Origin of the sequence: Sinorhizobium sp. CB7 (assembly GCF_041357635.1) — a bacterium.
Lineage (GTDB): Bacteria > Pseudomonadota > Alphaproteobacteria > Rhizobiales > Rhizobiaceae > Rhizobium.
The window spans coordinates 103,157-121,581 of the sequence record NZ_JAULLL010000021.1 but is presented as its reverse complement, the minus strand read 5'-3'; the positions used below and the strand labels follow the sequence as shown (position 1 = coordinate 121,581).

The 18,425-nt window shown below is 61.5% G+C and carries 17 protein-coding genes and 1 tRNA gene; 10 read left to right on the top strand and 8 right to left on the bottom strand.

Annotation, left to right across the window (positions count from 1 at the left end):
• Positions 1–189: 189 nt before the first annotated feature.
• Positions 190–351 (bottom strand): hypothetical protein, encoded by a 162-nt coding sequence (locus AAE029_RS30300; protein WP_371076628.1) that lies wholly within the window; start codon positions 349–351, stop codon positions 190–192.
• Between the two features lie 181 nt (positions 352–532).
• Positions 533–1,240, bottom strand: coding sequence for an ROK family protein (locus AAE029_RS30295; RefSeq protein ID WP_371076627.1), 708 nt, complete (start codon positions 1,238–1,240; stop codon positions 533–535).
• A 263-nt stretch (positions 1,241–1,503) separates the two neighbouring features.
• Between AAE029_RS30295 and AAE029_RS30290 the strand changes: the two genes are divergently transcribed.
• Together AAE029_RS30290 and AAE029_RS30285 are read left to right on the top strand one after the other, a co-directional pair.
• Positions 1,504–3,906 carry a glucan 1,4-alpha-glucosidase gene (locus AAE029_RS30290; RefSeq protein ID WP_371076626.1) on the top strand — a complete coding sequence of 801 codons (2,403 nt, stop codon included), beginning with the start codon at positions 1,504–1,506 and terminating at the stop codon, positions 3,904–3,906.
• 74 nt (positions 3,907–3,980) lie between these two features.
• Entirely contained in the window at positions 3,981–4,175 is a 195-nt protein-coding gene (locus AAE029_RS30285) for a hypothetical protein (protein WP_371076625.1), read from the top strand.
• 505 nt (positions 4,176–4,680) lie between these two features.
• Here the strand turns inward: AAE029_RS30285 and AAE029_RS30280 are convergent.
• The 3 genes from AAE029_RS30280 to AAE029_RS30270 all read right to left on the bottom strand — a co-directional run bounded on the left by AAE029_RS30280 (position 4,681) and on the right by AAE029_RS30270 (position 7,098).
• Complete coding sequence (locus tag AAE029_RS30280) at positions 4,681–6,078, bottom strand: mercuric reductase (protein WP_371076624.1); 1,398 nt, start codon at positions 6,076–6,078, stop codon at positions 4,681–4,683.
• 339 nt (positions 6,079–6,417) lie between these two features.
• On the bottom strand, positions 6,418–6,912 hold the full coding sequence (locus AAE029_RS30275) for a pyridoxamine 5'-phosphate oxidase family protein (RefSeq protein WP_371076634.1): 495 nt from the start codon (positions 6,910–6,912) through the stop codon (positions 6,418–6,420).
• 57 nt (positions 6,913–6,969) lie between these two features.
• Positions 6,970–7,098 (bottom strand): hypothetical protein, encoded by a 129-nt coding sequence (locus tag AAE029_RS30270; protein ID WP_371076623.1) that lies wholly within the window; start codon positions 7,096–7,098, stop codon positions 6,970–6,972.
• A gap of 73 nt (positions 7,099–7,171) precedes the next feature.
• Here AAE029_RS30270 and AAE029_RS30265 point away from each other — a divergent pair, with 73 nt between their 5' ends.
• On the top strand, positions 7,172–8,080 hold the full coding sequence (locus AAE029_RS30265; protein WP_371076622.1) for a LysR family transcriptional regulator: 909 nt from the start codon (positions 7,172–7,174) through the stop codon (positions 8,078–8,080).
• Positions 8,081–8,465: 385 nt separating this feature from the next.
• On the opposite strand, the gene msrA is transcribed toward AAE029_RS30265, so the two are convergent.
• Together msrA and msrB are read right to left on the bottom strand one after the other, a co-directional pair.
• A complete protein-coding gene (gene msrA, locus AAE029_RS30260) occupies positions 8,466–8,984 on the bottom strand; it encodes a peptide-methionine (S)-S-oxide reductase MsrA (RefSeq protein WP_371076621.1) in 519 nt (172 codons plus the stop codon).
• Complete coding sequence (msrB, locus tag AAE029_RS30255) at positions 8,981–9,430, bottom strand: peptide-methionine (R)-S-oxide reductase MsrB (protein WP_371076620.1); 450 nt, start codon at positions 9,428–9,430, stop codon at positions 8,981–8,983. The genes msrA and msrB overlap by 4 nt, the downstream gene beginning before the upstream one ends.
• 388 nt (positions 9,431–9,818) lie before the next feature.
• Here msrB and AAE029_RS30250 point away from each other — a divergent pair, with 388 nt between their 5' ends.
• From AAE029_RS30250 to serA, 3 genes are all read left to right on the top strand, one after another.
• Positions 9,819–10,670, top strand: a complete 852-nt coding sequence (locus AAE029_RS30250) for an outer membrane protein (protein WP_371076619.1) — start codon at positions 9,819–9,821, stop codon at positions 10,668–10,670.
• A gap of 640 nt (positions 10,671–11,310) precedes the next feature.
• Positions 11,311–12,489, top strand: coding sequence for a phosphoserine transaminase (locus AAE029_RS30245; protein WP_371076618.1), 1,179 nt, complete (start codon positions 11,311–11,313; stop codon positions 12,487–12,489).
• An 85-nt stretch (positions 12,490–12,574) separates the two neighbouring features.
• Complete coding sequence (serA, locus tag AAE029_RS30240; RefSeq protein WP_371076617.1) at positions 12,575–14,170, top strand: phosphoglycerate dehydrogenase; 1,596 nt, start codon at positions 12,575–12,577, stop codon at positions 14,168–14,170.
• A gap of 668 nt (positions 14,171–14,838) precedes the next feature.
• On the opposite strand, the gene AAE029_RS30235 is transcribed toward serA, so the two are convergent.
• The gene (locus AAE029_RS30235; protein WP_371076616.1) at positions 14,839–15,042 is read right to left on the bottom strand and encodes a hypothetical protein; all 204 of its coding nucleotides are present in this window, start codon (positions 15,040–15,042) and stop codon (positions 14,839–14,841) included.
• 368 nt (positions 15,043–15,410) lie between these two features.
• Between AAE029_RS30235 and mnmA the strand changes: the two genes are divergently transcribed.
• From mnmA to AAE029_RS30215, 4 genes are all read left to right on the top strand, one after another.
• Entirely contained in the window at positions 15,411–16,625 is a 1,215-nt protein-coding gene (gene mnmA, locus AAE029_RS30230; protein WP_371076615.1) for a tRNA 2-thiouridine(34) synthase MnmA, read from the top strand.
• Between the two features lie 110 nt (positions 16,626–16,735).
• A tRNA-Met gene (locus AAE029_RS30225) sits at positions 16,736–16,812 on the top strand.
• Positions 16,813–17,491: 679 nt separating this feature from the next.
• Positions 17,492–17,737: a hypothetical protein gene (locus tag AAE029_RS30220; protein ID WP_371076614.1), complete on the top strand. Its 246-nt coding sequence runs from the start codon at positions 17,492–17,494 to the stop codon at positions 17,735–17,737.
• 301 nt (positions 17,738–18,038) lie between these two features.
• Positions 18,039–18,416, top strand: a complete 378-nt coding sequence (locus tag AAE029_RS30215; RefSeq protein WP_371076613.1) for a hypothetical protein — start codon at positions 18,039–18,041, stop codon at positions 18,414–18,416.
• Positions 18,417–18,425 lie beyond the last annotated feature (9 nt).

Sequence of the window (18,425 nt, the reverse complement as noted above, 5' to 3'; positions counted from 1 at the left end):
AGCGAACCCACTCTGCCACGGTGCAGGCCGCTATCCACTCCTCATGGAATCTCTTCCCTGTGACAAGCACAGGGAAGAGGGAGCCTGGGGAAGCGTCCGCGCCAGACAACCGCCATCTCGCGCTACAACTTGGACAACCTCCTGAAAGCTCACATCTATCAATGGCGAAGGAGGACAGCACACGTCCCGCTATTGGCGGTACTTGAAATAGAGATGAAGGAGAACGCCAAGGGCAGCACCGATCATTGCAGTTCCTCGAAGGATCTTGGGGTTGTTATACCAAGGTATCGGCTTGCGAAATAAAGCTTCGATCCTGGCCTTCTCTGCGTCGTTTGTGCTTTCGTCGGCCATTTTCCCCCCCAGATGCGTTAGAGTGATATCAGCACCCGGATTACTAGGCGTAGCCTTTGATGCGGGCAAGAGCTCGTATAGATTTGGGTTAGCCGTGACAGCTTCCGGACGGAAAGCTGCGATCATTGCCCTCAGATCGTCCCTGGCGGAGTCTGCTACCTGGTTTCAGGGCCAGCGGCGGTCAGAATTTCAAATTCTCGTCGAGCCAGACCCGGAAACCGCCGCGAAAGGCATTGCTGTTGTCGCCGCGGCGGCATCTCTCAGGGAGTTCCTTCAGCTTGTCGACGTTGCCGCCGCCGATGACGATGTAGTGGGGCTGCAACGCCGCCTGAAGCTTCTGCACGATGTCGAAAACCGATTCGCGCCATTTGGTCTTGCCGCGGCGTTCCAGGCCGCGCTCGCCGATGAAATCCTCGAAAGTATAGTGTTTCTTGTAGGGAAGATGCGCGAGTTCCATCGGCATGCAGACATTGTCCACGATCATCGCGGAGCCGAGGCCCGTGCCCAGGCCGAGAAACAGCATGCGGCCGGCATCATAGCCGCCGATCGCCTGCATCAGTGCATCGTTGACGACGCGCACGGGCTTGCCGAAGGCGGCCTCGAAATCGAAGCCTTTCCAGCCGCGTCCGAGATTATGCGGATCGGCCGTAAGCTTTCCGTCGACCACGGGACCAGGATACCCCATTCCGATCAGGTCGTAGTCCCAGCCGGTCGCGAGTTCCTTGACGGCCTCGACCATCTTTTCAGGCGTCATCCGGGGGCCGGATTCGACGGCGCGTTTTTCGCTGCCGCTATTGAGCAAAATCTTGACATGGGATCCGCCGACATCGATCGCGAGCACGGTTTTGCCTGTTGTCCGATCGGCTGGTTTCGAAGCGTTGACATTCATGTGCATGAACTCCGCATTCCATACGAATCTCCTAATACAATTTGCTTTCCAACCCAATGAATTTCCGCATTATGCGAGTTGACGGCGCGATCGAGGAGACGATTGCGGGCTGATCGACCCGACAATGCGCGCTAGAGCCGGATGATTTCAGGTCGAATCGACCTGAAATCTGAATCCGTCTCTAAATCAAAAAGTTAGAGCGGGATGTCGCCCGAAAACCGCACACACTTTTCTGCATCCCGCTCTAGAGCGGAGGAGGGGCAATGGAAGACAATTTAGATCCTCCCGGGGCGCCCGGCATCGAACCGCGCTGGACCTCCAGCGACAAGAGCGCCGTCGGGACTGCGGCAACCGCTGAAAGCCGCGTCTGGTTCACAGCCAGCCATGGCATCCTCAACGAGGTCTATGCGCCGCGGCTCGATATGGCTTGCATAAGGGACTTCGGCTTCATCGTCACGGCGCGGGACTATTTTTCCGAAGAGAAGCGCGATGCGGATCATGCCGTCGAGACGATCGAGGACGGTGTTCCGGCATTTCGCCTCGTCAACACGTCGAGGGACGGTCGTTATCGCATCACGAAAATCCTGCTGTCGGATCCGGAACGGGAGGTCGTTCTCCAGGATGTCCTCTTCGAAGCCTTTGTCGGAGATATCGGGGACTACCAGCTTCACGCCATCGTCGCGCCGCATCTGGTCAATGCGGGCGCCGACAACACGGCCTGGTACGACGAATTCAAGGGACATCCGATGCTGTTCGCCCAGGGTGGCGGCAGGTCGCTTGCCGTTGCGTCCTCGGTGCCCTGGGTTGCACGCTCTGCGGGCTATGTCGGCATTTCGGACGGCTGGCAGACCCTGTCGCGCGGGGAGGGGCTGAGGCCCGAATTCCGGCGTGCCGAATGCGGCAATGTCGCGCTTTCGGGCACCGTCGATATCCTCGTCGGCAAGGGACGCGCGCTTCTGGCGCTGGGCTTCGGGACGCAGCCCGAGGAAGCGGCGTTCCGGGCCCAGCTCAGCCTGCAGCAGGGCGTCGAGCCGGCACTGAAACTCTACCGGGCCGGCTGGCGCCGATGGCAGGGGGAACTTCTGGCGCTGGACGAGCCGCATGATCCGAGCCAGTTGAACCGCTACCGCGTCAGCACGGCGGTGCTCGCCACGCACCGTGACGATGCTTCCGGGGCCATCATCGCGAGCCTTTCGATCCCCTGGGGTTTTCATAAAAGCGACGATGACCTCGGCGGCTATCATCTGGTCTGGACGCGCGACCTCGTCGAGACGGCGGGCGGCATGCTCGCCGCCGGAAGCGGACAAGACGCAAAAGCCGTGCTCGACTATCTCGCAGCGATCCAGGAGGAGGACGGTCACTGGGTGCAGAATGCCTGGCTTGACGGCAGACCTTATTGGTACGGCATCCAGATGGACGAGACCGCCTTTCCGATCCTGCTCTACGACGGTCTTCAGAGGGCGGGCGTGATCGGTCCCCTTGATGCCGATCGCTATATGCCAATGGTCGAGGCGGCGGCGCGCTATATCGTTCGCAACGGTCCGGTTACGCAGCAGGATCGGTGGGAGGAGGATGCGGGCTACTCCCCCTTCACCCTGGCCGTCGAGATCGCTGCCCTGCTGGCTGCCGCCGATGCCATGGATGTGGCGGGCAGGACCTCGGCCGCGGACTATCTGCGCGACGTCGCCGACGGCTGGAACGAGCGGATCGAGGAATGGACCTATGCCAGCGACACCGAATTGTCGCGGAAGCTGGGGATCGAAGGCTATTACATGCGGATCGGCTCGGCTATCGGCGACGGCACGTGCCGGAGCAGGGGACTGATCCCGATCAAGAACAGGGACGATGGCGGGGCAGCGCTCGAAGCCGACCTTCTCGTGAGCCCCGATGCGCTTGCTCTCGTGCGCTTCGGCCTGCGCGCAGCCGACGATCCACGCATCCTCAACACCGTCGTTGCGGTCGACTCGCTCCTCAGGCGCGATCTGCCGACCGGCTCATACTGGTACCGCTATAATGACGACGGCTATGGCGAACGGGCGGACGGATCTGCCTTCAGCGGCGCCGGCATCGGAAGGCTTTGGCCGCTGTTGACCGGTGAACGCGCCCACTACGAAATAGCCGCCGGCCGGCTTGATGAGGCCAAACGCCTGCTCGCTGCGCTGGAAGCATCGGCGAGTTCGGGCGGCCTGCTGCCCGAACAGATCTGGGACAGCGCGGACGTGCCCGAGCGCGAACTCTTTCTGGGGCGCCCGTCCGGCAGCGCCATGCCGCTCGTCTGGGCCCACGCCGAACACATCAAGCTGCTGCGATCGATCCGCAACGGCGCCGTCTTCGACATGCCCCCGCAGACATTCAAGCGCTATGTGACGGGCGAGCCAAAGCCGCCACCCGTCGTCTGGCGTTCCCTCTCGACAATCGACCGCATCGATGCCGGCCGGCTTTTGCGCATCGAGCTCTTCGAGCCTGCGATCATCCATTGGTCCTCCAACGACTGGGCGACGGCGACTGACGCCACGTGCAGGGAGAGCGGACTTGGCACACATATCTGCGATCTGTCGACGGAAGCATTGGCCGGAACAACAATCCGCTTCACGATCTTCTGGGCGCTCAGGAATTCATGGGAGGGAGCCGATTTCGCCGTCGTCGTCGACGGCGGTCCGCTCTGACGTCGCTTTCAGGAACAAGCCGAGACGGTAAAGCGTTTACAATGCTGCATCAAATCGGTGCTGGAGGAGACGTCATGCGCATCGAACAGACACCAACCGAAAAGGGCAAGCAGGCTTCACACGGGTTGCGCAAGGCAACCGAGACCGAAGAGAAGAAGGTGGCGGCGAAAAAGAGTGCCGATCTCGCCAAGAGCGCGAAACATTTCGAGGCGCGTTCGAAAGGCGCCGACGTCAAGAGTGCCGGACTGAAACATCGCGGACGCGGTTAGTTCTCATTGCGACGGAAGGGCGGCGGGATAGGCCCTGCGTTGAGTAATCTCGATGGCGGTTGACTGGTGCCGACGCCTGCCACGCTCCCTCCTGTGGTTGTCACAGGAATCCAGCCGCGCCGTGTCCACTGCGCGAGGGACCCTTTTTCAGTACCCTCGGGGAGCAGAGATTTCTTGCCACTCCATGATATCGACAAGGGGGCGTTTGCCCCTTTGCCTCCCCACACTCCGTCATCCTCGCCCTTGAGGCGAGGATCCATTTCCACGGCTGCTTGCGTGTGGATCCTCGGGTCAAGCCCGAGGATGACGGGGTCTGGGGGAGCCGTGTATCAAACGAAGCTCCCGAGGATGGAGAGAGGCGCCCCGGTGATCGCAAAGTGCGTCATAGCCGAAGCGTCGTTCGGCGTCAGCCCTCGTCCGTGCCGCATCGTCGCAGCTATCAATATCATTGACGGGCGCCATCGTAGCGCCCGCCCCATCACGTGTGACCTGTTTCAGGTTATCTTTATACCGTCCGTGCCGGGACCTTTGCCAGCAGCGGGCCGAGACCTTCGGCAATCGTCAGGTGAGTGATGACGGCGTCGCGCAGCTTCGGATAGGGCAGGCCGGCCAGCATCGCCGTCTGCATTGCCGCCAGCACTTCGCCGGCCTCCGAACCGATCATCGCAAAGCCGAGGATGCGGTCGTCGCCGGCGGCGACCAGCACCTTCATGAATCCCTGCGTCTCATCCGTCGCTTCGGTTCGCAGCACCGCGCTCATCGGCAGCTTGGCGACGCGGACGGGGATGCCCTGGCGCTGCGCTTCGGCTTCGCTCAAGCCCACGCGGGCGAGCGGCGGGTCGGTGAACATGGTATAGGGCACCAGCCGGTCGTTGGTTCGGCGGTTGCCGCCGGTCAAGTTGTCGCGGATGATACGGAAATCGTCGACCGAGACATGGGTGAATTGTGGGCTGCCGGCGCCTTCGCCAAGCGCCCAGACATCTGGCGCCGTCGTCTCCAGCCGCTCGTTGACACGGATATAACCGCGTTCGTCGAGTGCGACGCCCGCTTCATCGAGGCCGATGCCGGCGGTGTTGGGTACCCGACCGACGGCAACCAGGATGTCACTGCCAGCGATCTGCTGCTCGCCGCCGGCACTGCGCACGGTGACGGTGACGCCTTCGCCGGAGCGGCCCTCTACCGCGATCGGCTGGGCACCGACGAGGATGTCGAGGCCTTCGTTTCTCAGGATATGCTCCATCTCTTCGGCGACGTCGCCGTCCTCACGGCCCATCAGCCGCGGCCCGGGCTCGATGACGGTGACGCGGCTGCCGAAGCGGTAATAGGCCTGGGCCAGTTCGAGGCCGACATAGCCACCGCCGAGCACGATCAGGTGCTGGGGCAGGTAATCGAGCTCGAGCGCCTCGATATGGGTGAGGGGCCGGGCGGCTTCGAGGCCTGGAACATTCGGGATCAGCGCATGCGTGCCGATATTGATGAACACCTGGTTGCCGAAAAGCAATCGGGTGCCGCCGTCATTGAGGCTGACCTCGAGCGTCTTCGGCGCGACGAAGTGGCCGGAGCCCATGATCAAGTCGGCGCCAGTGGCGGCATAGGTGTCGATATGGAAAGCGGCCTCGCCGTCGACCATGCGACGCTTGCGGCCGCGGACTTTGGCCATGTCGGTGGTGACCGGTCCGGTCATCGTGCCGAATTCGCCGGCATGCCGCGCGAGATGGGCGACGCGAGCGCTCCAGATCTCGTTCTTGCTCGGCAGACAGGCGACCGCCGGGCAGGAGCCACCGACCCAGCGGCGCTCGACGACGGCGACACGTCGCCCTGACCGTGCCAGATGCCAGGCAAGCTGCTTGCCACCCTGGCCGCTGCCGAGGATCAGGACGTCATAATGTTCCACTTCGGTCATCTGCTTTCTCCTCTTCCGATAGGTTGTATCGCTGGGGGCCTGCCGCTGGAGCGCCGTGCGATTCCACTTGAACGCAGGATGCTCCAGGCGGTCAGGCTAAATTCGGATCATGGCGTTATCGGTATTCGTTTCTACAAAACGAGAAGCTAGCGACTGAAGCAGGGTCCGGTAGCGGGCAGGGCAGACTATCGATTATTCCTCGTTGGAATGGGTTGCCGGCGATCGGCAAAAGAAAATCGAATAGTCCTGATGCAAAGGACAGCTATGCGCGAGGAACTATTCTCAAGTGGAATGCGAGCCGTGCGTCTGAGCTCAATAGCGCCGATCCGGAAAAGTCGATCAGCCGACCGGCTGCAGCCGGTCCAGATGCTCGCGCAGTGCCCTGTTCTCGGCTTCCAGCTCTTCAATCCGCCGGCGGACGGGCGCCAGCGCATCGGCGATCTCCGCCTCGGTGAAGCGCGGGGTAATGTGCTGCGGGCAATTCCAATCGAAGGCCTCGATATGAAGAAGGAAGGCACGGTCCACCTTGGCGTTGTAGTCCGGCATGGCGAGCCGTTCAGCCAGTTCGGCATCGTCGCGCAGGTCCTTCGTCTCGACACGGGCGAGGATCTTCAGGCGTCTGCGGTGCGGATAATCCATGAGGATCAGCGCCGCGCGGTTATCGGCGGACAGATTACCAAGGCTGATATACTGGCGATTGCCGGGGAAATCCGCAAATGCCAGCGTCCTCTCATCCAGCACGCGCAGGAATCCCGCCGGCCCGCCGCGGTGCTGGACATAGGGCCAGCCCGTTTCGGAAACCGTCGCCATGTAGAAGCTGTCGCGGGACTGAATGAAGTGGCTCTCGGCTTCGCCGAAACGGTCGAAGGCGCGGTTGCCGTGGAAATCGGACTAATACTCGCCGCTGCCGTTGGCCGCCTGAGCGGCCTTTACGCTCGGCGTTGCCGTGATATCGAGAAATCCGTAAGCCATCGAAGGCTCCCTGAGTGTGTCGTGGTCCTCGCCGGACCCGTCGCACATACACATAGATCCTATCGGCTCGTCTAATAATCCCGTATCTTCGAGATGGCTCCTCTCGAAAGTTGAAAGAATAATGGATCGCTTCGAAGCCATGTCGATATTGGTGGCCGCGGTAGAGGCGGGCAGCTTTTCCGGCGCAAGCCGCAAGCTCGGCGTGCCGCTGCCGACGATCAGCCGGAAGGTCGCCGAACTGGAGGCGCATCTCAGCACGCGTCTCCTCGTGCGGACGACGCGGAAGCTGACTCTGACGGATGCGGGTGCAGTCTATCTTGCCGCCAGCAAGCGCATTCTCGAACAGGTGGGAGAGGCCGAGCGCCTGGCATCCGGCGAATACATGATGCCGAGAGGCGATCTCGTCATTACGGCTCCGATCGTCTTCGGGCGCCTGCATGTGCTGCCGGTGGTCAATGATTTTCTCGCGAGCTTTCCGGAGATCAATGTTCGGATGGTGCTTTCGGATCGCAATGTGCATCTCGTCGACGACCAGATCGATATGGCGGTGCGGGTTGGCCATCTGCCTGATAGCAGCATGGTGGCCACGCGCGTTGGGTCAATCAGCCGGGCAGCCTGCGCGAGCCCGGCCTTTCTTGCCGCCCATGGCATGCCGAAGACGCCGGCCGATCTGACCGGGCTGCCTTGCGTTGCCTTCGATGGATTGTCGGAAGGGACCACCTGGATGTTCTCCTCGGCCGACCGACAGCAGATGCAATCGATCCGCGTCCACCCGCGCCTCGTCGTCAACACCGCCGAGGCGGCGATCGACGCCGCGATTGCGGGCGTGGGGGTGACGCAAGTGCTCTCCTATCAAGCGGTACAGGCGATTGAGGAGGGCAAGCTCGTGCGCATTCTCCGGGAATTCGAGCGGCCGCCAGTGCCGGTAAGCCTGATCCATGCCGGGCAGGGGCTTCTGCCGCTCAAGATGCGCAGCTTTCTCGAATTTGCCGCGCCGCGCCTGCGCAAGGCGCTGGTTGGAGTGGAGTGAATTTTGCTCGAGGTGATCCTGCTAAATACCAGTGCACGCCCCACCGAAAGCGGCGCGAGGGGACGATCGAGCAAGCGGCGGACTCGCCTTCTCCCCGTCGGCCCGAAGGGTCGGATGAGGGGGGCCTCACCACGCGGCAATATATCTCGATCGACAGCTACTGAATATGCCGCTAGCACCCCCTCACCCTGCCCGCTCCCCGAGGGGAGAGGGAGAGATCGCACAAGCCGCAAATTCCTGTTCTTACCGCGGGAAAAAGGTAGCCGGGACGGATGAGGGGCCGTGCGCGGCATTCGAATTTTATCCGCAACTATCGGATTCGCTGAGAGTTTTGCCCCTCACCCTAGCCCTCTCCCCGCATGCGGGGAGAGGGGACAACGGCCAGTCAGGCGCTACGCACGGCAGCCGTGCGCTCCGGCAGCTTCCAGTTCGGCCGGATGAAATGGCAGGTGTAGCCGTTCGGATAGCGCTCCAGATAATCCTGGTGCTCCGGCTCGGCTTCCCAGAAGTCGCCCGCGGGAGTGACTTCCGTCACGGCCTTGCCCGGCCAGAGCCCGGAGGCGTCGACGTCGGCAATCGTGTCCTCGGCCACCCGCTTCTGTTCGTCATTGGTGTAGAAGATGGCGGAGCGATAGCTCGTCCCGATGTCGTTGCCCTGACGGTTGCGCGTGGTCGGATCGTGGATTTGGAAGAAGAATTCCAGAAGCTTGCGATAGCTGATCCTCGACGGATCAAAGATGATCTCGATTGCCTCGGCATGGGTGCCGTGATTGCGGTAGGTCGCGTTCGGCACGTCGCCGCCCGTATAGCCGACCCGCGTCGAAATCACGCCGTCATAGCGACGGATCAGATCCTGCATGCCCCAGAAGCAACCGCCGGCGAGAACAGCACGTTCCTGTGTCATCGAATATCCTCCACTTGTGAGAGATAGGCCCCATAGCCTTCGGCTTCCATCTTGTCGCGAGGGACAAAACGCAATGAGGCGGAGTTGATGCAATAGCGCAATCCGCCGCGGTCGATCGGACCGTCGGGGAAGACGTGGCCCAGGTGGCTGTCGCCATGGAGCGAACGGACTTCCGTGCGGATCATGCCGTGAGAGACGTCACGGAGTTCGTTGATATTGGTCGGCTCGATCGGCTTGGTGAAGCTCGGCCAACCGCATCCCGAATCGTATTTGTCGGAAGAGGCAAACAGCGGCTCGCCCGATACGATATCGACGTAAATACCTGGTTCCTTGTTGTTCAGATATTCGCCCGAGCCGGGGCGCTCGGTGCCACTTTGCTGCGTGACACGAAACTGCTCCGGAGAGAGCTTGGCGATGGCATCTTGCGACTTGCCATAAGTCTGCATTGTCTTCTCCTTTCGGCGGCCAATGGACCGCGTGGCTCAGGATGAAAGGTTTGACCATCATATAGGTCGTCGATGGCGTTGTTGCACCGGCACGGACGCAAAAGATTGAATGCGTCCGTCGGATTGGGGCGTCCTGTCAGAAGAATTCTTCGAGGCGAAGCAAACGCCCTCCTTGCGTGAGAGTGCCACAGGCTTCGGCGCTCTTTCTTCATTCGCGAATACTTAATGGTAAACGGGACGTTGCCAATCATTATTTATGATTTCCTAATGAACACGGTAAACATTCGTAGTTAAGCGGGTTTTAACGTTTCCGATTCATTATCCGTTCGAGATTATTGACGTTGGCGGCTTTTCGTCCGGCCAATGAAGAAGGATTTGGAGTTGAGCCATGAAGAGACGCCTGCTTGGCATTACTGCTGCCGCCCTGCTCGTCGCCACGACGCAGGCATTTTCCGCCGATCTTGCACCCGCTGAGCCGATCCCGGCTGAGCCGCCGGAAGTGGCCGTCGCCTCGGCCACCGGCTGGTACCTGCGCGGCGACGTCGGCTATGCCTTCAACGATCTGCGCGGCGCGCGCTTCTTCCAGGGCTCCAACGACAATCTGGTAAGCTTCGACGAAGCCGATATCGATGATTCCTGGACGCTCGGCGTCGGTGTCGGTTACCAGGTCACCGACTATTTCCGCACGGACCTGACCTTCGACTACATGTTCGACTCCGACTTCCGTGGCTCGACCTCCGGCGGAGGTGCCGCTTTCGGCGCTTGCGTGGTCTCCTGCACCTCGCGTGACGTCAGCTCGATGAAGGCCTATAGCCTGCTCGCCAACGCCTATGTCGATCTCGGCACCTACGGCTACGTGACACCCTATGTCGGCGCCGGTATCGGTGGCACCTACGTAAAGTGGGATGATCTCAAGAACACCTCCTGCGCCGATGACGGCAGCGGCTGCGACGACACCGTCACCCATGGCGGCAAGGGAAGCTGGCGCTTCACCTACGCGCTCATGGCGGGTGCTGCGATCGACGTGACCTGCAACGTCAAGGCCGATATCGGCTACCGTTTCCGCCATGTGAACGGTGGCGACATGTTCGGTTTCGCAGAAAACGGCGGCCCCGGCGAAGACCGCGGCTTCAACATCCACGAAGCCCGCGTCGGCGCCCGCTACACCTTCGGCGGCTGCCAGCAGGCCGCCTACGAGCCCGCCGAAATCCCGCTTGCGCCGGCACCCGTTTACAAGTGAAAACGGTCGCCGCCGTGATGAAAGCCGCCCGAGACCTCCGGGCGGCTTTTGTCGTTTTGGGGACAGCTGCGTGAGCTGGGCGGGGCGCTGACGCTTCGAACGAAGCGCCCGGCACCGACGCCCTCTCTCTGCCGTAGTCATCCGGGGGTGCGCCTCTCTCCGCCCTCATCCCTGTGCTTGTCACAGGGATCCAGCAGCGCCGTGTCCACGGCGCGGGAGACTCGCTTTGCGATGAGGCAGATCCGAGGGAGAGCTCTTGCTCGATTCCACCGCAAGGACCTCTGAGAAGGTCTACGGGCTGACGGGAGGCCTTTCGCCGTGCGGACGCACGGCGGCTGGATCCCTGTGACAAGCACAGGGATGAGGAGTGTGGGGAGGCGCCTACGCCAAACAACTGCCATTGAGACTACACATTGGCGGGATTTGCGCAGTGTGCCATCCCTCACGGAAATCCTATCTCGCGCGTCCGCACGGACAACCTCCCAAAAGCTCACGTCTAGCGCCGCGTCATCCTGCCACAGCCGCGCCATATTATTCTTCACTTGCGACATGCCGGCTTGACTTCGAACAGCGTTGGCTATACCCACGGCGGCGGGACACCCTTCCCCAACGAAGGGCTTCTATCTGAAAGGATAGCATTATGACGAAGCTCGCCAAGCCGGACATCCGTCCGGAAAATACCCATTTTTCTTCTGGCCCCTGCTCGAAGCGCCCCGGTTGGACGCTCGAAGCCCTTTCCGACGCGGCCCTCGGCCGTTCGCACCGTGCGAAGATCGGCAAGACCAAGCTGAAGCAGGCCATCGACCTTACCCGTGAAATTCTGGAAGTGCCGGCGGATTACCGCATCGGCATTGTTCCCGCCTCCGACACCGGCGCCGTCGAAATGGCGCTCTGGTCGTTGCTCGGAGAGCGCGGCGTCGACATGCTCGCCTGGGAAAGCTTCGGCGCCGGCTGGGTCACCGACGTCGTCAAGCAGCTGAAGCTCAAGGACGTGCGCAAGCTCGAAGCCGGTTATGGCGAGCTGCCTGATCTTTCCGCCGTCGATTTCGACCGCGACGTCGTCTTCACCTGGAACGGCACCACCTCCGGCGTGCGTGTCGCCAACGCCGATTTCATCCCCGCCGACCGCAAGGGCCTGACGATCTGCGACGCAACGTCTGCCGCCTTCGCGCAGGAGCTCGATTTCTCCAAGCTCGACGTCGTCACCTTCTCCTGGCAGAAGGTCCTGGGCGGCGAGGGCGCGCATGGCGTCATCATCCTATCGCCGCGTGCGGCCGAACGGCTTACCACCTATGTACCGGCCTGGCCGCTGCCGAAGATCTTCCGCCTGACCAGCGGCGGCAAGCTGATCGAAGGCATCTTCCAGGGCGAGACGATCAATACGCCCTCGATGCTCTGCGTCGAGGACTATATCGACGCGCTCCTCTGGGCCAAGAAACTCGGCGGCCTGAAGGCGCTGATCGCGCGTGCCGACGCCAATGCCAAGGTCATCCACGATTTCGTCGATGCCAATGACTGGATCGCCAACCTCGCTTCCAAGGCGGAAACGCGCTCCAACACCTCGGTCTGCCTGAAGATCGTCGACAAGGACGTGACTGCGCTCGACGAGGACGGCCAGGCGAATTTCGCCAAGGGCGTCGTTGCCCTCCTCGAAAAGGAAGGCGTGGCCTTCGACGTCGGCCATTATCGCGACGCGCCCTCGGGCCTGCGCATCTGGGCCGGTGCGACGATCGAGACCGCCGACATGCAGAAGCTGATGCCCTGGCTGAACTGGGCCTTCGCAACGCAGAAGGCGACGCTGTCCCAGGCGGCAGCCTGAGCCATTGCTTCCCGGCTCCGCCGAAAGGGCGGAGCCAGCATCTCCGAATTCATTCATCGCTGAACACTTTTGAAGGAGGCCTCGTATGGCACCTCGCGTTCTCGTATCCGACGAACTGTCGGAAACCGCCGTCCAGATCTTCCGCGATCGCGGCGTCGAAGTCGATTTCCAGCCGCAGCTCGGCAAGGACAAGGACAAGCTGCTCGAAGTCATCGGCAATTATGATGGCCTTGCCATCCGTTCCGCCACCAAGGTGACGGAAAAGATCATCGAGGCGGCAAAGAACCTCAAGGTCGTCGGCCGCGCCGGCATCGGCGTCGACAATGTCGACATCCCGGCTGCCTCGCGCCGCGGTATCATCGTCATGAACACGCCCTTCGGCAACTCGATCACCACGGCCGAGCATGCCGTCGCGCTGATGTTCGCCGTTGCGCGCCAGCTTCCCGCCGCCGACACCTCCACGCAGGCCGGCAAGTGGGAGAAGTCGAAGTTCATGGGTGTCGAGATCACCGGCAAGACGCTCGGGGTCATCGGCGCCGGCAATATCGGCTCGATCGTCTGCGCTCGCGCCATCGGCCTCAAGATGCATGTCGTCGCCTATGATCCGTTCCTGTCCAAGGAGCGGGCTGAGGAGATGGGGGTCACCAAGGTCGAGCTTGACGAGCTCTTCGCCCGTGCGGACTTCATCACGCTGCACGTGCCGCTGACGGACAAGACCCGCAACATCATCGACGCGGCCGCGATCGCCAAGATGAAGCCGGGTGTCCGCATCATCAACTGCGCCCGCGGCAACCTCGTCGTCGAGGCCGATCTCGCCGCCGCCATCAAGTCGGGCCATGTCGCCGGTGCCGCCTTCGACGTCTTCGAGGTCGAGCCCGCCAAGGAAAGCCCGCTCTTCGGCCTGCCGAACGTCGTCTGCACGCCGCATCTCGGCGCCTCGACCACGGAAGCGCAGGAAAACGTTGCCCTGCAGGTCGCCGAACAGATGGCGGACTACCTGGTCAAGGGTGCCGTCTCCAACGCGATCAACATGCCCTCGATCACCGCCGAGGAAGCGCCGATCCTGAAGCCCTTCATCAAGCTTGCCGACGTGCTCGGCGCCTTTGTCGGGCAGGTGACGGAAGAGCCGATCAAGGAGATCGAGATCCTCTATGACGGCGCGACTGCGGCGATGAATACCAAGGCCCTGACGAGCGCGCTGCTCGCCGGCCTGATCCGCTCGCAGGTGGCCGATGTCAACATGGTCTCCGCGCCGATCATGATCAAGGAAAAGGGCATCATCCTCTCCGAGGTCAAGCGCGACAAGTCCGGCGTCTTCGACGGCTACATCAAGCTGACGGTCACGACCGAGAGCATGACGCGCTCGATCGCCGGCACAGTCTTCTCCGACGGCAAACCGCGCTTCATCCAGATCAAGGGCATCAACCTCGACGCCGATGTCGGCAGCCACATGGTCTACATCACCAACACCGACGTCCCCGGCATGATCGGCTTCATCGGCACGACGCTCGGCGCGGCGAACGTCAACATTGCCAACTTCCAGCTCGGCCGCGACAGGCAGGGCGGCGACGCGATCGCGCTCCTCTATGTCGACGGTCCGGTCGGCGATGATGTCCTTGCGCAGCTGACGGCCAACAGGGCCATCCGCCAGGCCAAGCAGCTGGTCTTCAACGTCGACTGATCTGAATTGCTCCTCCCAGGGCAAGGCCGGCGCGGGTAACCGTGCCGGCTTTTTCATTGGCCGGAGGTGATTTTTGGCTTCATTGCACCGGTTGGTGTCCGGAAACTTCCAGCTGCCGTTGAGGATCGACGCTTGCTCGATCGTTCCCTCGCCCCGCTTGCGGGGAGAGGGTCAGGGTGAGGAGCAAAACTCTCGCCGAATCCAATAGTTGCGAGCGAAAATCAGGTGCCGCGACGGCCCCTCATCCGCCCTTCGGGCACCTTCTCCCCGCAGGCGGGGCGAAGGGGGAGTCGCGCCCTCAGTCGTCCCTCACAACGGCAGTTGAATGACAGTCGCCGCTTGCTCGATCGTTCCCTCGCCCCGCTTGCGGGGAGAGGGTTAGGGTGAGGGGCGGAATTCTCCGCGAAATCCTACCTGATGCTGCCCCAGGTCAGTTGTGTCCGGATGCGAAAGGTGAGTTCGCCGTTGACGGCGTGTCCGAGAAGCATGTCGGAAAGTTCGGCGTCGGCCGCGCTTTTTCGATCGCCTAGCCTGGACGGGGGATCCGCAACTTTTGATATCGTCACGGTCCGCAAGTAGCGCGGTATTGTTGCGGCGCGATGACAGTTTTCCGTTTCGCCAGGGACGATGCTACCTCATGCGGAGAGCGCAAAGTTGCCGATCGGAGGTCATGACTTCGATTGGAGGAGCTCGTCGCGCATCTTCGTCAGACGCTCGAGCTCTTCCTCCTGGTCGGCGATGCGCTGCGATGTCAGCTCCTCGTCCGCCGCTCCGGAAAAGGCAGCCGCCTGCTCGATCAACTCGCGAAGGTTTTCCCTCACAGCCGCGATACGCTCGTCGACTTCCGCAAGCGTGAGCTGAATGTCCGGCATGACAATCTCCTTGGAACAGGCCAGTGGCGATTAGCGTCCATGAAGGCGCAGAGCTTGTCAATCGGCGCAGGAGGCGAGCGTCCAATTGCCGCCCTCCAATGCATGTCGCGCAAAAGTGTGCAGCGGTTTTTGCGGCAACGACATGCGTGAAAACAGCAGTCTAAAGTCTGTCGCGTGAATCTCTTTTCACGCGACAGACTTTAGCCCGCGGCAAAGCGCTTCGACCTCCGGCCCCTTGCGCCGGAGGCCAATCCTTTCTATATCGCTTGCCAACGAAATCCGGCGGCCGATCCCGCCGGTATGCAGGAAATCCGCCGCATTTGCCGGGCAAGAGGCGGAGAAGACAGCACAGAATTTGGCAGCCACCCGTGAACACACTGGATTTTGACAAGAAGCCGGAAGAGACGCGCGTCGTCGTTGCCATGTCAGGCGGCGTCGATAGCTCCGTCGTGGCCGGCATCCTGAAGCGGCAGGGCTATGACGTCCTCGGCATCACGCTGCAGCTTTATGATCACGGCGCCGCCGTCCATCGCGCCGGGTCCTGTTGCGCCGGCCAGGACATCGACGATGCGCGGCGCGTCTGCGAGACGCTCGGCATCCCGCATTACGTGCTCGATTACGAGAAGCGTTTCCGCGAGACGGTGATCAATCCCTTTGCCGAAAGCTATGTCGCCGGCGAGACGCCGATCCCCTGTGTCGCCTGCAACCAGACTGTCAAGTTCGCCGATCTCCTGGCAACCGCCAAGGAGCTCGGCGCCGATGCGCTCGCGACCGGCCACTATATCCGCTCGCGGCCCAATCCTTCGCCCGAGAACCCGGGCCGGCGTGCGCTCTTTCGCCCGGCCGATGCCGATCGCGACCAGAGCTATTTCCTCTTCGCGACCACTCAGGAGCAGATCGACTATCTGCGCTTTCCGCTCGGAGGACTGCCGAAGGCGGAGACGCGCCGGCTTGCCGAGGAAATGGGTCTTGTCGTCGCCAAGAAGGCCGACAGCCAGGACATCTGCTTCGTGCCGCAGGGCAAGTATTCCGACATCATCGCCAAGCTGAAGCCGAATTCCGCGCTTGCCGGCGAGATCGTCCATCTCGACGGCCGGGTGCTCGGCACCCATGAGGGTATCCTGCACTACACGATCGGCCAGCGCCGCGGCATCGGCATTGCGACCGGCGAGCCGCTCTACGTCGTCTACCTCGACGCCCGCTCGCGCCGCGTCATCGTCGGGCCGAAGGAGGCGCTGGAGACGCACCGCGTCTATCTGCGCGATGTCAACTGGCTGGGCGACGAACCGCTTGCCAAGGCCGCATCCGGCGAAGGCTTTGCCTGCTATGCCAAGGTCCGTTCGACCCGTGCGCCGGCTCCGGCCGTCCTTCACCAGGATGCAACCGGCACCTATGTCGATCTGACGGTCGGCGAGGCGGGTGTGGCTCCCGGCCAGGCCTGCGCTCTCTATTCCGCTCCCGGCGACGACGCCCGCGTCTATGGCGGCGGCTTCATCGATCGCTCCGAGCGCGAGCCCGCCGCCGAAGCCTCGCTGAAGGCGCTGCTGACGTCCCCGGCCGCGGCACCCGTGCCGGCCCTGTGAGCCGAGGCGTTTTTCTTGCTGTCATATGCTTGACACCGGGGTGAGCGTCACCTTATAAGCCGCTCATCCCACGGGCCGCCGCTTCGCGAGACGGCTTCGTTTGACCAAGTGGCGGAGTAGCTCAGTAGGTCAGAGCAGAGGAATCATAATCCTTGTGTCGGGGGTTCAAATCCCTCCTCCGCTACCACTTTTTTATTAGCAAACTCAATGCCTTATCGTTGTAATGCTGATAGATTCTTAGCCCGGCGCGTCGCGCCTTGTTGCAAGCCAATTCCCTTGATTTACAGGCGGTTCCAAAAGAGAACGTCGAATCCACGCGACATGCGCGCGACATGGGACCTTCGTCATAATGGCTTGGTTAGGAGGCGCTTTGCGACATGCATCAAGCTCGTCGCAGTCTTGTGGCTCATCTCAAATTCTGCAGCGATCCATGGCAGGAACATCCCGCGCGGTAGTCGCTCTTTCTGACATTTCAAAGCCAGGCTGCAGACTGTGTTCCTATCCATTCCAATTTGGGACTGATGGAACTGTCGCTGTCAATATGGGCAAATCCCATTATGAGGTTGTTCGCACAGTCCGGAGCGGCAAACAACGCGGGAACTTCCCATGAGTAAGTCGATATCATGACGGCTGTTGGTTGACTTGCTGCAGCCCGCGCCCATCTCCGCTCTATGGAAAACGAGCCATACCTACCACTGCACATCACGGCGGAGAAAATTGAGGAATACCCTGATTTCATCTCGCTCGTGATCGCACGGGCGGCCCCCCGTTGATGAAACGGACGGCTCTGCTTTTCACCACGACTGCCTGGGATTGGAACCTGAAGTCCACCTGCCAGTTCTTGTTTATCGAGAAGGAGAAACGAGATGGCCAAAGACGAATTGAATGCCGGATTTACAGGTAGCCCCACCGAACAGCCGGAGGGCGTCCGCAAGATAGCCAAGACTGCAACTGATGCAGTAAAGCGCGAAACGAGCGCTTTGGCTGTTGGGGCTGCGGAGCACCCGCACACCGCAAGCACTCTCATTCTCGGTATCGGAGCGCTAGCCTTCACCGTTGGCTATCTTGTAGGCCGGTCGTCCGCCACAACCAGCCACCGGTATTGGAGATAATAACTATGGCAAGCTGAGCGGGACGACGACGAAGAAGAGCCCTGAGCAAAGAGGAAGGAACGATAATGAAGATGGTGGCAACAATCACAGCCGTGTGCTGCATCCTTGTTTCACTCTCCGCCTGCGCCAATACTATCCGCGGGATGGGTCGGGACACTGCAAATACGGTCAACGCCGTGCAGGGTCGCTAACGCTGCAGCACGTTAGGTCAAGCAAGCAGTAGCAATCGATGATGGCGACCAAAATTGCAGTCCGTTCTGGTCGTCGCGTAGCTTCATGTGCAGAACCTGAGGATCCATCAATGAATCCCATCCTTTCCATTGCAGCCGTAATCTTCGTATTGTCTGTAGTCTCTAGCTTCGCCCAGGAGCCCACTCAGGCGCCGCCACCACCGCCAGACAGTACAACTACCGCGCCGGAACCCACCACGCCGGAGCGGCAAGCAGCCCCCTCCGATGAGGGCCGTCCGCGTTATGATTGGCGCAGGGAACGCATGCGTGGTCATCCGCCGCTGCCTCCCCCATCAAAGGCCGCACGTTTTCGCATCGAGGATGGCGATGTCAAAATCGACATCAAGTGCGCCGATGACGAGCCGACAAAAGTTTGCGCCGACCTTCTCTTACAAACGCTGGACAGACTGGAAGGGTCGTCACCATCCAGAAATGGTGATTACCAATAGGGTCCTTGC

Excerpts from the sequence above, each read along its gene's own strand:
- serA (WP_371076617.1), top strand. The coding sequence starts at position 12,575 with ATGGCACCTCGCGTTCTCGTATCCGACGAACTGTCGGAAACCGCCGTC.
- AAE029_RS30270 (WP_371076623.1), bottom strand. The coding sequence starts at position 7,098 with ATGTGCGACGGGTCCGGCGAGGACCACGACACACTCAGGGAGCCTTCG.
- AAE029_RS30220 (WP_371076614.1), top strand. The coding sequence starts at position 17,492 with ATGGCCAAAGACGAATTGAATGCCGGATTTACAGGTAGCCCCACCGAA.
- AAE029_RS30250 (WP_371076619.1), top strand. The coding sequence starts at position 9,819 with ATGAAGAGACGCCTGCTTGGCATTACTGCTGCCGCCCTGCTCGTCGCC.
- AAE029_RS30280 (WP_371076624.1), bottom strand. The coding sequence starts at position 6,078 with ATGACCGAAGTGGAACATTATGACGTCCTGATCCTCGGCAGCGGCCAG.
- AAE029_RS30295 (WP_371076627.1), bottom strand. The coding sequence starts at position 1,240 with ATGAATGTCAACGCTTCGAAACCAGCCGATCGGACAACAGGCAAAACC.
- AAE029_RS30290 (WP_371076626.1), top strand. The coding sequence starts at position 1,504 with ATGGAAGACAATTTAGATCCTCCCGGGGCGCCCGGCATCGAACCGCGC.
- AAE029_RS30215 (WP_371076613.1), top strand. The coding sequence starts at position 18,039 with ATGAATCCCATCCTTTCCATTGCAGCCGTAATCTTCGTATTGTCTGTA.
- AAE029_RS30300 (WP_371076628.1), bottom strand. The coding sequence starts at position 351 with ATGGCCGACGAAAGCACAAACGACGCAGAGAAGGCCAGGATCGAAGCT.
- msrA (WP_371076621.1), bottom strand. The coding sequence starts at position 8,984 with ATGACACAGGAACGTGCTGTTCTCGCCGGCGGTTGCTTCTGGGGCATG.
- AAE029_RS30265 (WP_371076622.1), top strand. The coding sequence starts at position 7,172 with ATGGATCGCTTCGAAGCCATGTCGATATTGGTGGCCGCGGTAGAGGCG.
- msrB (WP_371076620.1), bottom strand. The coding sequence starts at position 9,430 with ATGCAGACTTATGGCAAGTCGCAAGATGCCATCGCCAAGCTCTCTCCG.
- AAE029_RS30285 (WP_371076625.1), top strand. The coding sequence starts at position 3,981 with ATGCGCATCGAACAGACACCAACCGAAAAGGGCAAGCAGGCTTCACAC.
- AAE029_RS30245 (WP_371076618.1), top strand. The coding sequence starts at position 11,311 with ATGACGAAGCTCGCCAAGCCGGACATCCGTCCGGAAAATACCCATTTT.
- AAE029_RS30235 (WP_371076616.1), bottom strand. The coding sequence starts at position 15,042 with ATGCCGGACATTCAGCTCACGCTTGCGGAAGTCGACGAGCGTATCGCG.